Genomic DNA, 14256 nt, shown 5'->3' on the forward strand with positions numbered 1-14256 from the left:
CCTTGCGATAGTGGGCGGTTTCGAGCGCGCTCCACGAGTCGATACAGCTTTCGGAGCAAAGACACAATGCACACTGAGCTGAACCATGTGATGCCCTGGCGGATCGAGGATATCGACCTCACCCGCATAGATCGTCAGAAGGCCGTCGCTAATGAAGACCTGCTGCTTCTGCTGTGCGCCGCTTCGTTTATCGAAAGCGGTACCGATCTTTACACCAGTAATCTAAGCACGTTCTTCGACGGTGACCCCGAAGTCTCGGCCTGGCTCAACCAGGAATGGGAGCCGGAAGAGATGCAGCACGGCCGGGCGCTCAAGACGTATATCGCCTACGTCTGGCCTGAGTTCGATTGGGACACTGCCTTTCGCAGTTTCATGGAGGAGTACTCGCTGACCTGCTCGGTCGAAGACTTCGAAAAGACCCGCGCGCTCGAGATGGTCGCGCGCTGTGTGGTGGAAACGGGCACGGCAACGCTGTATCGCGCGATCGGCGAATGTTCGGACGAGCCCGTGCTCAAGCAGATCACCGACAACATTCGCACTGACGAAGTTCGTCACTACAAGCACTTTTTCAAGTTCTTCAAGAAGTACAACAAGATCGAGGGCAATGGCCGTCTTGCGGTGCTTGGCGCGCTGATGCGGCGTGTGATGGAGATCAAGAACGAAGACTCGGAGATCGCCTTGCGCCATGTCTTCGCGATTCGCTATCCGGAACGCGTGCACGACTCGGCCTACAACCGCGAACGCGCCGCGCGCATCAATGCGCTGGTCCGGCGTAATCTGTCGGCGGACATGTGCGTGAAGATGCTGCTCAAGCCGCTCGATCTGCCGGCCAAGATTCAACCGGGCGTGCACTATCCGCTCGCCAAGATCACGCAGCACGTGTTCTTTCGCTGACGGTTTTCTGCTGAGTCCGCCGCTTACAGAGATGAAATTGAATGGCCCGCCCGTGCGGGCCATTTGTATTTCGAGGCATGATTGATCCTCGGCAGCCCTCGCAACCTCGGCAACCCGCCACTGACTGGATCGATACCATGAGCGACTCTCCTTCACCCGAACGTCCGCTCGAACAGAGTGTGTTCGACGAATGGCCAGACGCCGTCCGCACGTTGTTCGACGGGTCGTCGCTGGCGAGCAAGATGGGGTTCACCGCGTCGCTGCTTACCGCCGATGCAAACGGGCATGTGCGCACGTCGCTGCTTGGCGTCGGCGAGTTATACGCGCCGGATTCGCGCTCCCTATGCATTGCATTGTGGCCGCAGGCCCGGGCGGCACGCGTGATCGCGCAAAGCGGCCGGGCCGCACTGACGTTCGTCTGCGACGAGGCGTTCTATCAGGTGCAGTTGCGTTTGACGCCGCTAGCGGGCGTGACAGGCGACGACAGCGGTCTCGTATACCTCATCGGCTCGATCGACACAGCGGAGGCGCAGAGCGTACGTTATGCGCGCCTGACGAGCGGCATTACGTTTGAACTGGAAGGGGAAGGAAAGGCGGTGCTCGATCGATGGGAACGCCAGATCGAGCACCTGAAGCAGGCTGCCGCTGCGGCTAGCCGATAGTCTGAGACTACAGCCAGCGAGCGGCGGTGCTTGAAACTTAACGGCCGCGCTGGCCGCTGCGAGTCGGCTGGCCGCCACGCGGCGCGTCGTTACGCGGCTTTGCGCCACCCAGCAACGCACCCGGATTGCCGCCTTGCGGCTTTGCAGCCTGCGGTTTGCGCGGTGCATGTTGTGCGGCGCTGCCTTCGTGCGCCGCGGCACGCGGCTGACCGTCATGACGCTGACCGTCGCGGCGCGGCTGGCCGCCGTTGCCGGCCGGCTTCGCACCTTGCGGCTTCGGCTGCTGTTGACCATTCGCCGGACGCTGACCCGAACGTTGTGCGGGCTTTGCCGACGACGCGCCATCGCGGCGGCCGCCGTCACGCTGGCCACCTTCGCGCTTCGGCGCACCCTGGCTCTGACGCGGCTGACGATTGCCACCGCCGCCACCACCACCCTGGCCACGGCGCAGAATCGGTTCCGGCTTCGCAGTCGGATCCGGCTCAAAACCGGCGATCACTTCCTGCGGCACCTGACGCTTGATCAGCTTCTCGATGTCCTTCAGCAGTTGCAGTTCGTCGACGCAGACCAGCGAAATCGCTTCGCCCGATGCGCCTGCGCGACCCGTGCGGCCGATGCGGTGCACGTAGTCTTCCGGCACGTTCGGCAAATCGTAGTTGACTACGTGCGGCAACTGGTCGATATCGATGCCGCGTGCGGCGATGTCGGTTGCGACCAGCACTTGCAGCGTGGCGTCCTTGAACTCCGCGAGCGCACGTGTACGGGCCGATTGGCTCTTGTTGCCGTGAATCGCCAGTGCGCTGATGCCGTCTTTCGATAGCTGTTCGGCAAGGCGGTTCGCGCCGTGCTTGGTGCGCGTGAACACCAGCACCTGGAACCAGTTGTGTTGCTTGATGAGGTGCGTGAGCAGCTCACGCTTCTTGTCGCGGTCGACCGGGTGAATCTTTTGTGCGACGAGTTCAGCCGTCGTATTGCGACGGGCGACTTCGATCAGCGCCGGCGAGTCGAGCAGGTTGTCGGCAAGTGTCTTGATCTCGTCCGAGAACGTAGCCGAGAACAGCAGGTTCTGACGCTTCGGCGGCAACTTCGCGAGCACGCGCTTGATGTCATGGATGAAGCCCATGTCCAGCATGCGGTCCGCTTCGTCGAGCACGAGAATCTCGAGATGCGACAGGTCGATGGTCTTCTGCTGCATGTGGTCGAGCAAACGGCCCGGCGTCGCGACGACGATGTCCACGCCGCTGCGCAGCGCGCCGATTTGCGGATTGATGCCGACGCCGCCGAACATCACGGTCGACTTCAGCTTCAGGTACTTGCCGTAGGCACGCACGCTTTCTTCGACCTGTGCGGCCAGCTCACGCGTCGGCGTGAGGATCAGCGCGCGCACCGCGCGCTTGCCCGATGCCGTGGTGACAGCAGGCATGGTGTTCAGACGCTGCAGGATCGGCAGCGTGAAGCCGGCGGTCTTGCCGGTACCGGTCTGCGCGCCGGCCAGCAGGTCGCCGCCGTTGAGCACGGCGGGGATTGCTTGTGTCTGGATCGGAGTCGGGGTGGTGTAGCCGAGTTCGTGTACAGCGCGGACCAGCGGTTCGGACAAGCCGAGGGAATCAAAAGACATAAATGCTCTTTGCAATGCAGTTTCGCGAACGGCACCAGACGGCACCCAATGGACCCTGTTGGGTACCAGCGAGTACAGGCACGGCATGAACACGCCTCTATGGCGCGTTCGAGGCCAAAGCCCAGTTCCGGTCGCAGAGAAATCGGCGGCACGCTCAAATGCGTGCCGAATGCTTCAACGCGCTATGCAGACACGTTGACTGGCCTTAAGTTGCATTTCGCCGCCGTGGGATGTCACGCGACGTAGCGCGCAACACTGACGAATTGACACAGACTGCCCGCCAGTACGAACAGGTGCCAGATACCATGTCCGTGCCGGATGCGCTCGTCGTTAATGAAGAAGTAGATGCCGGCGCTGTAGATGACCCCGCCGGCCACGAGCCAGGCGGTACCCGCTGCCGGTAAAGCTTGAACCAGCGGGCGGACGGCAACGAGCGCGAGCCATCCCATCAAGACATACAGCACCATCGAAACGCTGCGGGTGCGTCGCCCGAGCGTCAGTTCCTGCACGATGCCGAGAGCGGCAAGCCCCCAGCTTACGCCGAATAGCGACCAGCCCCACGGTCCACGCAACGTAACCAGCGTGAACGGGGTGTAGCTGCCGGCGATCAACAGATAGATCGCCGAATGGTCGCATTTTTGCAGAACCGCTTTGACACGCGGGTTGCGCACGCTGTGGTAGAGCGTGGAGATAGCATACAGCACGAACAGCATCGCACCGTAGACGCTGAAACTCACCACCTTGTACGCGTCGCCGTCGAGTGCGCCCATTGTCACGAGCGTAGCCAGCCCCGCCACCGACAGCACGGCGCCGACGAGATGGGTAATGCTGTTGAAACGCTCACCGACATGCACGGCTCTTTCCTCCTGCGCGGTTTCATTAGGGTTTGTACCACCCACATGATACCGGTCCTGCAAAAACGAAGGGCGCGGCCGCGTTATTCGCAGGCCGCGCCCCGGGTGCATCAAACGCTGCTTAGTCGAGCGGCGCCGAGCGCAGATCGGACACTTGCTGCGGCGACACAGCCGTACCGTGGTTGCCCCAGGACATACGAATGTACGTCACGACGGCTGCCACTTCCGTGTTCGACAGTGCCTGAGCGAACGGCGGCATGCCGTACGGATGCGGGTTGGCGTCCGTGCTCGGCGGATAACCGCCGTTCAGCACCATACGGATCGGGTTGACCGCCGACGGCATCTGGATCGACTGGTTGTTCGCCAGCGGCGGGAAGGACGGCGGCATACCAAGACCGTTTTCCGCGTGGCACTTCGCGCAGTTGTCAGCGTAGATCTTCTGACCTTGCTTCAACAGTTCGCCACCGAACTTTTCCGAGGTCTCGAGCTGCAGCGGTTCCGGTGCTTCGCTCTTCTGCGGAATCGTCTTCAGGTACGTGGCCATTGCGTTGATGTCTTCGTCCGACATGTACTGCAGGCTGTTGTGAACCACTTCAGCCATCGGACCGAACACCGCGCCGCGGTTCGACACACCGGTCTTCAGCAGATCGGCGATGTCTTTGGTTTCCCAGTCGCCGAGGCCGGCTTCCTTGTTCGACGTCAACGACGGTGCATACCAGTTCTGCAGCGGGATCAGGCCGCCGGCAAACGCAGCCGAGCTGACCGGGCCGCCCATGGCGTTGATCGACGTGTGGCACATGCCGCAGTGGCCGAGGCCTTCGATCAGGTACGCGCCGCGGTTCCATTCGACCGACTTGGTCGGATCAGCCTTGTACTCGCCTTCGCGGAAGAACAGCGTGCGCCAGCCGATCAGCATGTTGCGCTGGTTGAAGGGGAATTTCAGTTCGTGCGGACGGCTCGGCACATTGACCGGCGTGACCGAGCGCAGATACGCGTAGATCGCGTCAGAATCGGCGCGCGTGACCTTCGTGTAGCTCGTGAACGGGAAGCCCGGATACAGCAGGCTGCCGTCTTTCGAACGGCCCGTGTGCATAGCGCGGTAGAAGTCGTCCTGCGTCCACTTGCCGATACCGTACTGGTCGTCAGGCGTGATGTTCGGCGTGAACATCGTGCCGAACGGCGTCAGCATGGGCAGGCCGCCGGCGAACTGCTTGCCGCCGCGCACCGTGTGGCAGGCGATACAGTCGCCGGCGCGGGCGAGGTACTCGCCCTTCTTGATTAGCGCGGCCTGGTCGGCGGGCGTTGCCGCCATGGCCGTGCCGTTATGCAGGTTGTCGCCGCCCGACCACAGGACGGGAACGAGTGCGGCAGCCGCAACGACGACGACTGCCGAGAGGGCGAACAAAGACTTGCGTTTCATTTGAGTGTCTCTCCCGGTGCCTTATTGCGGTTCGCTGCCGCAGGCAAGCGGAGTCTTCAACGAGCGGGCCGGAGCCGGCACGGGGTTTTGTGGAGCCTTTTGCGTGGAAAGCCAGGCAGCAACGGCGTTCACGTCTTCGTCAGTCAGGCGGGTGGCGATGGTGTGCATGCAATCCGGTGCGATGGCATGGCGCGAGCCCGAACGCCATGCGCCCAACTGCGCGCTGATGTAGTCAGCATGCAGGCCGACCAGACCCGGGATAGCGGGTTCCATGCCGGTCAGCGCCTTGCCGTGGCAAGCCGCGCACGCCGGAATCTGCCTGGATGCGTCGCCGTTCAGGACGATCTGCTGGCCGCGCGCAACGATGCTCGCCGACACGGTCGGCTTGGCCGGCGTGGGGTAGGGCGGGCGTTGCTGCGAGAAGTACGTGGCGATCTGATGAAGGTAGTCGTCAGAAAGATACGTGACGAGGTAATTCATGGGCGGGTACTTGCGGCGCCCTTCGCGGAAGTTCTGCAACTGGTTGTACAGATAGTCGGCCGGCTTGCCCGCCAGACGCGGGAAGTAGTCGTTGTCGGTACCTTGGCCGTGCGAACCGTGGCATGCCGTGCAGCCTTGCACGCGCGCTTCCATCGTATCGGGGGCCTTCGGTTGAGTCTGCGCTTTCGCAGCGCTATAGACACCCGCGGAGCCGATCAGCAGAAGGGCAAGCAACGGGCGGAAAATGCGTCTTGAAGACACGCGTAACTCCATCAAAATCGGGGACCTGACCGAACTTCGAGCGGCTCGGTGTGAAGGGCAGCCGGCGCTGCGGCGACGCAGCATTCTATCATCGAAGGGTGATGGTGACTATTTGCCACATTAGAGAAGGTTCCGGGTGTCACGGCGATGCGACAGTTTGACGCGCGTCGTTAGCTGGCAAGCGGAGCGGTCGTCCCGATTCTATCCCTGGTATCGCGGGCCCATGTTGCGTTCATGCCAGCTTGCATAATCAAAGCAGGTTGAACCGACGCGCGCGCCGGCCATCGAAGCGTACACTTCCGGGCGCGCCGGCGTCCGTCCGACGCGGACGACTTTCGGCTCACCGTCTACCGTTTTACTTTCCACGAGCTATCTGCCTTACATGAAGCTATTCAATTTCTCCCGTCCGGCGCTCCATGCGTTGACGTTCGGCGCCGCGGCGCTGGTCATGACGTCCACGGCTTTCGCGCACGCGCATCTGGTGTCAAGCGAGCCCGCGGCAAACGCCGAAGTGGCCGCCGCCACTGAAGTGACGATCCATTTCACCGAGCCGCTCGAACCGGCTTTCAGCCGGATCGAACTGAGCGACGCGAGCGGCAAGCCCGCCGCGCCGGCAGCGTCGCAAGTCGACCAAAGTGACGCAAAGGTGATGCACCTCGCGCTGCCGCAACTGACGGCCGGCCGCTACGCGGTGCATTGGATCGCGGTAGCCACGGACGGCCACCGTACGCAAGGCAACTTCGCGTTCATCGTCAAATGAGCATGGACGGACTGTGGATCGGGCAGGTCGCAATGGCCGCGCTCATGAATGTCGCGTTTGCGTTTGCCGTCGGTTCGGCGCTGCTTAGCGCCTGGCTCGCCAAGGACGCGCAGAGCAAGATCAACCCCGCACGGCCCGCCTGGTTGCGCGCGCAACGGTCGATGCTGACGGCAACCGTTGTGCTGGTGCTCGCGGATCTGGGCTGGCTGCTATATCAGGCGGCCTCGATGAGCGGCGTCGCGTTGCCGGCGGCGATCGGCGTGGTGCCGACTGTTCTGACGCAAACCCATGTCGGTTACGGCTGGAGCGTGGCGTTCGCCGGCGCGCTGGTGTTGCTGGGCACGGCCATGGCCAGTCATACGGGCATGCTGCGCAATGCGCTGCTGTGGCTAGCGGTGATCGCGATTGCGGCGGGCAAGGCGTCGCTCGGACATGCGGCCGATGCCGGCCCGGCCTCGGCGGCGATCGGCATGCAGACGCTGCATGTGCTGGTGACGAGCGTCTGGGGCGGGCTGGCGATGGCGGCGGGGCTCGCGGTATTGCCCGCGCTCGGCACATCGACCGCACGCGGGATGCTGATCCGCACGGCGACGCAGGTGTCGCACGTATCCGTTGTGGCGGTCGGGCTGGTGCTGCTCACCGGGATCTTCAACGCCGTGCGTGGCTCGGGCGGCTCGTTCGAAGCCATCCAGATGAGCACGTGGGGCCATGTGCTGACACTGAAGCTTGCGCTGGTTGCGCTCGCCCTGGTGCTCGGCGGCCTCAATCGCTTCTCGGCGCTGCCGCGTCTGCGCCGCACGGCCTCGACGATGGACGCGCATACCTTCGTCAACGTGCTGTATCTCGAAGCGCTGGCGATGATCGGCGTGTTTGTCGCTGCGGCCGTTTTGTCGCACAGCGTGCCGGCATTCGCCGCGTTGGGCAGTTAAGGCTAAAAAAAGCGCCGCACAGCAAAGGCGTGCGGCGCAATACACACGGTCGCCCGGCGGTGGCCGGCTGATCCGTTACTGCCCTTTAGGCGGCGAGCGCGTTGTGCGCCCGTTCCAGCGTCTCTTCCGGAAACATTTCCTGCTGCAGTTCGCCGTCGTTGCCGAACCACTGGCAGATCAGCCAGTTGCCCGGAGCGAACAGTACCGGCCCGCTCCAGGTGGCGGTCATCGGACGTCCACCGGATTTGAGCGTCAGGACGTCGCCGGCCCGGTAGGCAGGTTTCGCGAGGCTCGCAGGTCTCTTTCGCAGTCGCATGGTGAGCGTCCGTCCGATAAAACCGATCATTCGAGGCCGAGCCGATGTCCGAGAATCGGCGCACAGAAGAGCGCGATCGCGCAGCCCGCGGCTTTGCCTTCCAGTTCCGCGCCGGCGGCGCGTGAGCCGTACATGTGCGTCAGCAGGTCGAAGAGTTGCGGCAGGCAGTAGATCACCGCGGCCGCGATAAAGCACTTTTCGACTACCGAGATGCGCCACCCGCGTTCATACGCGAGCATCGCGCCAATGATGCGAAGCACGCCGAACACCACCAGCGCGCCGACGGCGGCCTGTTCGCGGATCAGATAGTCTGGAAGGAATTCGCCCATGATGTTCCCCGATGCATTTGTCGTTTTGAATGCATTTGAGCAAGGAGCGGGCCATGCGTATGTCTGATGCCGAACAAACGGCTTGAAAGCCTTTGTGGATAAGGCTTTGCGGGTAGTGTGGCTGCGCCGGTAAGGTGCCGCGAAGGGCGTGTTCCAGCGGCTTCGGTCCGTGGTGTTACGTAACTGAGACGGCGCACGCTACGTCTGCCGTAACGTGCACGCCGGTGAACCGGAGCTACAGCTTCTTCATCACCGAAGGCGCCTACACCCAGGATGTCGGCCTTCCGATGAGTTTTGTTGACGGTGGCCGCGGGCCGTTTGAAACAAAACGCCGCCCGTGGGCGGCGCTCTACCAAGCAGTCACGTGCTTACCATTCGGCGACACTGCCATCCTCGTGGCGCCACACCGGATTGCGCCAGCGGTGGCCGACCTTCGCCATCTCGCGCACCTTCTCTTCGTTCACTTCGATACCGAGGCCCGGGCCTTGCGGAATCGACACGAAGCCGTCTTCGTATTTGAAAACTTCCGGATTCTTGATGTAGTCGAGCAGGTCGTTGCCCTGGTTGTAGTGAATGCCCAGGCTTTGTTCCTGGATGAACGCGTTATAGCTCACTGCGTCGATCTGCAGGCAGGTGGCCAAAGCGATCGGACCGAGCGGGCAGTGCAGCGCGAGCGCGACGTCGTACGCCTCGGCCATCGAGGCGATCTTGCGGCACTCGGTGATCCCGCCCGCGTGCGACGCGTCCGGCTGGATGATGTCGACGTAGCCGCCCGACAGGATGTGTTTGAAGTCCCAGCGTGAATACAGGCGTTCGCCCAAAGCGATCGGCGTGTTGGTCTGGTTGACGATGTCGCGCAAGGCTTCCGCGTTTTCCGACAGCACCGGCTCTTCGATGAAGAGCAGCTTGTACGGGTCGAGTTCTTTGGCCAGCACCTTCGCCATCGGCTTATGCACGCGGCCGTGGAAGTCCACGCCGATGCCGATGTTCGGTCCGACCGCTTCACGCACGGCGGCGACATTGTTGATGACACCTTGCACCTTGTCGAAGGTGTCGATGATCTGCAGCTCTTCCGAGCCGTTCATCTTCACGGCCTTGAAGCCGCGTTCGACCACGGCGCGCGCGTTGTTCGCAACATCGCTCGGACGGTCGCCGCCGATCCACGAATACACCTTGATCTTGTCGCGCACCTGGCCGCCCAGCAGCGCATGAATCGGCACGCCATGATGCTTGCCCTTGATGTCCCACAGCGCCTGGTCGACGCCGGCAATCGCACTCATCGTGATCGGGCCGCCGCGGTAGAAGCCCGAGCGATACATGACCTGCCAGTGATCTTCGATCAGCAGCGGATCTTTGCCGATCAGATAGTCGGACAGTTCCTCGACGGCGGCCGCCACCGTATGCGCGCGGCCTTCGACCACCGGCTCGCCCCAGCCGACGATGCCTTCGTCCGTTTCGATCTTCAGGAAGCACCAACGCGGCGGGACGATAAAGGTTTCGAGCTTGGTGATTTTCATGATGTGCGTCTCCTTGCGGCCTGGGTGCCTGCGTGTGCGGGCAATTTCGAGGATTCACATGCTACAACAAAAGTGCGATTAAGTACTATTAATAGTACTATTGGCCAAATAGTGGCCGGACGACGATGAGGTCGCAGCTGAACGCCAGCCGAGCATGCCAACCCGCAACGGCACTGAATCCGGAAGTCGGCAAGTGGAGATACCGGATAATCGCGGTCGTTCCGGGCTCAGGTCCGATATCAATAGCGCCGAGAGGCCGCTGGGAGAAAGCTATTCAGCACGATCTGCATGGGCGCGTCGCCCATCTGCTGGCGACCGCGATTCTGCGAGGCGACTACGCGCCCGATTCGATCCTGCCGCGCGAGGCGGAGTTGATGGACACCTTCGGTGTGAGCCGGACGGTGTTGCGCGAGGCGCTGCGTACGCTGACGTCGAAAGGGCTGATCGAATCGCGGCCACGGGTGGGCACGCGGGTGCGGCCGAAACACGCGTGGAATCTGCTGGATGTCGACGTACTCGACTGGTATTCGCGCGTCGCCGAGCCGATGGCCTTCGCGCTCAAGCTGCAGGAAATGCGCGAGATGATCGAACCGTACGCGGCGGGTCTCGCGGCGGCCTCGCATACGGACGACACGTTCAATGCGCTCGCGGCAGCGCATGCGTCGATGGTCGGGGCGCGTAACGTCGATGAATGGGTGCGCGCCGATCTGCAATTTCATCTGAGCGTGCTGACGGCCTGCAGCAACGAATTACTGATTCCGCTCGGCACGCTGATCGAGCGAACATTGGAGGCACAGCTACGTCTGAACGCGAAACGTGCGGACGTGTTCAATGCATCGCTGGCCGAACACACGGCGGTCTTCGAAGCGATCCGCGACCGTGACGCAACAGCGGCGCGAGACGCAATGGCGGGATTGCTGGGCGTGACGCGCGGAAGAATCGAAGCGTGAGCGTGACGCGAAAGCTCTACCGCTCCCGCTTGACGCTATCGGGGTGCTCAATCCATCGCCGCGTGCGCCACCGAGGCATCCGGCGCCTGGCGCGCTGGGCGAATCAACAGCAGTAGCGGGATGACCAGTAACGTCGCCACGAACATCAGTTTGAAGTCGTTCAGATAGGCGATCATCGACGCCTGCTGCGTAATCGACGCATTGAGCGCCGCCAGGTCGTAATTCGAACCGCTATTGAGCATCGGCTGGATCGCCGGATTGAACGGCGTGACGTTCGCCGCGAGGTCAGCATGTGAGACCTGCGTATTGCGCGTCATTAGCGTCTGCACGATCGAAATGCCGATACTGCTGCCGATATTGCGCATCAGGCTGTACGTTGCGGTGCCGTCGGCGCGCAGTTCGGGCGTGAGCGTGGAGAAGGTCAGCGCGCTCAACGGCACGAACACGAGGCCGAGACCAAAGCCCTGAACCACGCCAGGCCAGACAATGTCCGACTCCGACAGCACGATCGTGTAGTGCATCATCTGCCATAGTGCAAACGCGGAGATCAGGAAGCCCGCGAGCAGAAGCAGCCGCGCGTCGACCCGCTTCAATAGCCGCCCGGCGAACAGCATTGCCACCATGGTTCCCGCGCCGCTCGGCGCCGTGACGAGACCCGTGGTCGCGACGGGATAGTTCATCAGGTTTTGCAGCATCGGCGGCAGCAATGCGCGCGTCGCGTACATCACCGCGCCGATCACGAAGATGAAGAACGTGCCGGTGGCGAAGTTCGGGTCTTTCAACAGCTCATATTTGAAGAACGATTTCTTGCCGACCGTGGCCGTATGCACGAGGAAAAACGCGAAGCTGATCGCCGCGACCAGTGCCTCGATGACAATCTCATTCGAACCGAACCAGTCGAGTTGTTCGCCGCGGTCGAGCATCGCCTGCAGCGCGCCGATCGCGAGACCCAGGGTGGCAAAGCCGAACGCGTCGAACTTCGCGTCGTGCTTCGGTTCACGTGCAGGCAGGAAGGTCGCCACGCCGAACAGCGCGAACGCGCCGATCGGCACGTTGATGAAAAACACCCAGCGCCAGTTGTAGCTATCGGTGAGCCAGCCGCCGAGCGTCGGCCCGAGAATCGGCCCGACCATCACGCCCATGCCCCACACCGCCATCGCCTGGCCCTGCTTTTCGCGCGGATTGATGTCGAGCAGGATCGACTGCGACAGCGGCACCAGCGAGGCACCGAAAATCCCCTGCAACAAACGCGATGCGACGATCTGCGTCAGCGTTTCCGACAAGCCGCATAGCGCCGAGGCCACGGTGAAGCCGCCGATCGAAAAGATCAGCAGCCGCTTGACGCTCAGCCGGTCGGATAGCCAGCCGGTCAGCGGCGTCGCGATCGCGGCCGCGACGATATACGAAGTCAGCACCCACGTGATCTCATCCTGCGACGCCGACAGCGTGCCCTGCATATGCGGCAGCGCGACGTTGGCGATCGTGCTGTCGAGCGTCTGGATCAGCGTCGCGAGCATGATCGAGACGGTGATCATCGGCCGATTGAGCGGGGCGGCGCTCGTCGACGCGGAGTCGGTGGACATGGGAGGGCAGGACCTTCAATATAGTAAGCATGCTTAGTATATTGACTGCAGGCGCATCCGCCCACCAGGATTTATGCGGAGCCTGAATTGCGCCCGCTGCGCCGGTTTTGCACCCATTCCGACGATGACAAACGAAACCCTTTCGTATAATCCGCGCATGACTACCCAACTCGAAGAGCGCTTCGGCTTTCTGATTTCCGACGTCGGCCGCCTGACGGGCAAGCGTTACGACGATCTCGCGAAGTCATCGGTCGATCTGACGCGCGCGCAGTGTCGCGCACTGGCCTACCTCGCCCATTACGGCGACATCAATCAGGCGCGGCTCGCGGACCTGCTCGAAGTCGCGCCGATTTCGGCGGGGCGTTTGCTGGACCGGATGGAAGAGGGCGGGTGGATCGAGCGCACGGCCAATCCGGAAGATCGCCGCGAACGCCAGGTGCGGATGACGCCGAAGGCCGAGCGCACGCTCGGCAAGGCCCGCAAAGTGGGCGACGAAGTTGCGCTAGAAGCGCTGAACGGTTTTACCGACGAAGAAGCGAAGCAGCTCATCGCGCTGTTGCAACGGGTGCGCGGCAATCTCAGCCGGCTGGTTGATCGCTGATCGCTGAAGCCGCGCCTATTGCGGCCCATTGCGCCGCATGCATCGCAGCAGCCTCACGGATCCGCTTACAAAATCAAAAGCGTTTCGTAACGAAATTGCCTTATTGCGGTAATAAATTGGAAGTTTTGCCCTTGGCCTTCCATGCTCGCACCGCTGCTGGTCGCCTTTTATGAAACTGTCCGACAGGGCAGTGTCACCGCTGCGGCGAAGCGTCTTGAAGTCAGTCAGCCGACCATCACCGCGCGCATCCAGCAACTGGAAAAGCAGTACGGCGTCGAACTGTTCCACCGGCGTGGCAGCCGTTTCGACCTGACTGACGCGGGCGCTGCGCTGATGCCGCTAATCGACCGCATGCAGCAAACCGAAAGCGATATCGATTTCACGCTGCGCAACGAACGCGAGTTGGCGGCCGGCAATCTGCGCGTCGGCGCGACCGGGCCTTATTACATTCTGCCGGCCATCGCGGCGTTTCATCGGCAGTATCCGGCGGTCAAGGTCTGCGTCGAGATCGGCAATTCGCAGCAGATTCTTGATGCGCTGCTCGACTTCCGCGTCGACCTTGCAGTGTCGTCGCAACGTGTCGACGATCCACGCTTCGCACGCCGAACAATTGCTGCCGATCCGCTTGTCGTTGTCGCGCATTGCCGGCATCCGCTGGCCGCGCGGAAAGTGGTCAGACTCGCGGACCTCGCCGCGCATACCTTGCTGCTGCGCGAGCCCGGCTCGCGTACCCGCGAGGCCACCGAAACCGCACTCAAACGCATTGGCGTGACGCCGGCCATGCTGATCGAAATCGGCAGCCGTGAGGCGATCTACGAAGCGATTCGCCACAACATGGGCTGCACGCTGATGCCGGTTGGCGAAGCGCCGGCGCATCCCGATCTGCGGCAACTTCCTTTGGATGCCGACGCGCCGATCCTCCAGGAGTATCTGTATCACCTCGAGGCGCGCGCCGGTTCACGCCTCATCACCGCGTTCATGGCGAACATCGATGCTCCCGCCTAGTGGCCCCTAAAAAATGCTGATGCCGGTATCGGTCAGCTTGCGCAGAACGACATAGCCGCGTCGCCCGCGTTCCCTAT

At 62.5% G+C, this 14256-nt stretch carries 14 protein-coding genes and 1 pseudogene; 7 read left to right on the top strand and 8 right to left on the bottom strand.

Translation table 11 applies throughout. From position 1 onward, the window contains the following. Nucleotides 1-66: 66 nt before the first annotated feature. Both R8871_RS12515 and R8871_RS12520 read left to right on the top strand, forming a co-directional pair. Entirely contained in the window at nucleotides 67-894 is an 828-nt protein-coding gene (locus R8871_RS12515) for a ferritin-like domain-containing protein (protein WP_175050775.1), read from the top strand. 137 nt (nucleotides 895-1031) lie between these two features. Beyond that, nucleotides 1032-1556 (top strand): hypothetical protein, encoded by a 525-nt coding sequence (locus R8871_RS12520; RefSeq protein ID WP_175050776.1) that lies wholly within the window; start codon nucleotides 1032-1034, stop codon nucleotides 1554-1556. A 37-nt stretch (nucleotides 1557-1593) separates the two neighbouring features. Here R8871_RS12520 and R8871_RS12525 read toward each other — a convergent pair whose 3' ends face one another. The 4 genes from R8871_RS12525 to R8871_RS12540 form a co-directional block, all read right to left on the bottom strand. Continuing rightward, a complete protein-coding gene (locus tag R8871_RS12525) occupies nucleotides 1594-3174 on the bottom strand; it encodes a DEAD/DEAH box helicase (protein ID WP_175050777.1) in 1581 nt (526 codons plus the stop codon). 233 nt (nucleotides 3175-3407) lie between these two features. Then, nucleotides 3408-4028 carry a PAQR family membrane homeostasis protein TrhA gene (gene trhA, locus R8871_RS12530; protein WP_093635539.1) on the bottom strand — a complete coding sequence of 207 codons (621 nt, stop codon included), beginning with the start codon at nucleotides 4026-4028 and terminating at the stop codon, nucleotides 3408-3410. Nucleotides 4029-4149: 121 nt separating this feature from the next. Further along, nucleotides 4150-5448 (bottom strand): c-type cytochrome, encoded by a 1299-nt coding sequence (locus tag R8871_RS12535; RefSeq protein ID WP_093635541.1) that lies wholly within the window; start codon nucleotides 5446-5448, stop codon nucleotides 4150-4152. Nucleotides 5449-5469: 21 nt separating this feature from the next. Continuing rightward, nucleotides 5470-6201: a c-type cytochrome gene (locus tag R8871_RS12540; protein ID WP_175050778.1), complete on the bottom strand. Its 732-nt coding sequence runs from the start codon at nucleotides 6199-6201 to the stop codon at nucleotides 5470-5472. A gap of 370 nt (nucleotides 6202-6571) precedes the next feature. Here R8871_RS12540 and copC point away from each other — a divergent pair, with 370 nt between their 5' ends. Next, entirely contained in the window at nucleotides 6572-6949 is a 378-nt protein-coding gene (copC, locus tag R8871_RS12545) for a copper homeostasis periplasmic binding protein CopC (protein WP_175050779.1), read from the top strand. After that, entirely contained in the window at nucleotides 6946-7878 is a 933-nt protein-coding gene (locus R8871_RS12550; RefSeq protein ID WP_175050780.1) for a CopD family protein, read from the top strand. Before copC ends, R8871_RS12550 begins: the two co-directional genes overlap by 4 nt. Nucleotides 7879-7963: 85 nt before the next feature. Here the strand turns inward: R8871_RS12550 and R8871_RS12555 are convergent, their stop codons facing one another. The 3 genes from R8871_RS12555 to dgoD all read right to left on the bottom strand — a co-directional run bounded on the left by R8871_RS12555 (nucleotide 7964) and on the right by dgoD (nucleotide 10040). Then, entirely contained in the window at nucleotides 7964-8194 is a 231-nt protein-coding gene (locus tag R8871_RS12555) for a YodC family protein (protein ID WP_175050781.1), read from the bottom strand. 26 nt (nucleotides 8195-8220) lie between these two features. After that, nucleotides 8221-8523 carry a hypothetical protein gene (locus tag R8871_RS12560; RefSeq protein WP_175050782.1) on the bottom strand — a complete coding sequence of 101 codons (303 nt, stop codon included), beginning with the start codon at nucleotides 8521-8523 and terminating at the stop codon, nucleotides 8221-8223. 368 nt (nucleotides 8524-8891) lie between these two features. Beyond that, the gene (gene dgoD, locus R8871_RS12565; RefSeq protein WP_012434262.1) at nucleotides 8892-10040 is read right to left on the bottom strand and encodes a galactonate dehydratase; all 1149 of its coding nucleotides are present in this window, start codon (nucleotides 10038-10040) and stop codon (nucleotides 8892-8894) included. Nucleotides 10041-10165: 125 nt separating this feature from the next. On the opposite strand from dgoD, the gene R8871_RS12570 reads away from it, so the two are divergent. Then, nucleotides 10166-10990 carry a FadR/GntR family transcriptional regulator gene (locus R8871_RS12570; RefSeq protein ID WP_407673148.1) on the top strand — a complete coding sequence of 275 codons (825 nt, stop codon included), beginning with the start codon at nucleotides 10166-10168 and terminating at the stop codon, nucleotides 10988-10990. 47 nt (nucleotides 10991-11037) lie between these two features. Here the strand turns inward: R8871_RS12570 and R8871_RS12575 are convergent, their stop codons facing one another. Next, a complete protein-coding gene (locus R8871_RS12575) occupies nucleotides 11038-12573 on the bottom strand; it encodes a DHA2 family efflux MFS transporter permease subunit (protein WP_175050783.1) in 1536 nt (511 codons plus the stop codon). A 157-nt stretch (nucleotides 12574-12730) separates the two neighbouring features. On the opposite strand from R8871_RS12575, the gene R8871_RS12580 reads away from it, so the two are divergent. Together R8871_RS12580 and R8871_RS12585 are read left to right on the top strand one after the other, a co-directional pair. Continuing rightward, nucleotides 12731-13174, top strand: a complete 444-nt coding sequence (locus R8871_RS12580; protein ID WP_175050784.1) for a MarR family winged helix-turn-helix transcriptional regulator — start codon at nucleotides 12731-12733, stop codon at nucleotides 13172-13174. Between the two features lie 141 nt (nucleotides 13175-13315). Next, nucleotides 13316-14176, top strand: a pseudogene (locus R8871_RS12585) (LysR substrate-binding domain-containing protein); the annotation flags it as partial. Between the last annotated feature and the right edge of the window lie 80 nt (nucleotides 14177-14256).

Origin of the sequence: Paraburkholderia sediminicola (assembly GCF_902859805.1) — a bacterium.
In the GTDB taxonomy this organism is placed as follows: Bacteria; Pseudomonadota; Gammaproteobacteria; order Burkholderiales; family Burkholderiaceae; genus Paraburkholderia; species Paraburkholderia sediminicola.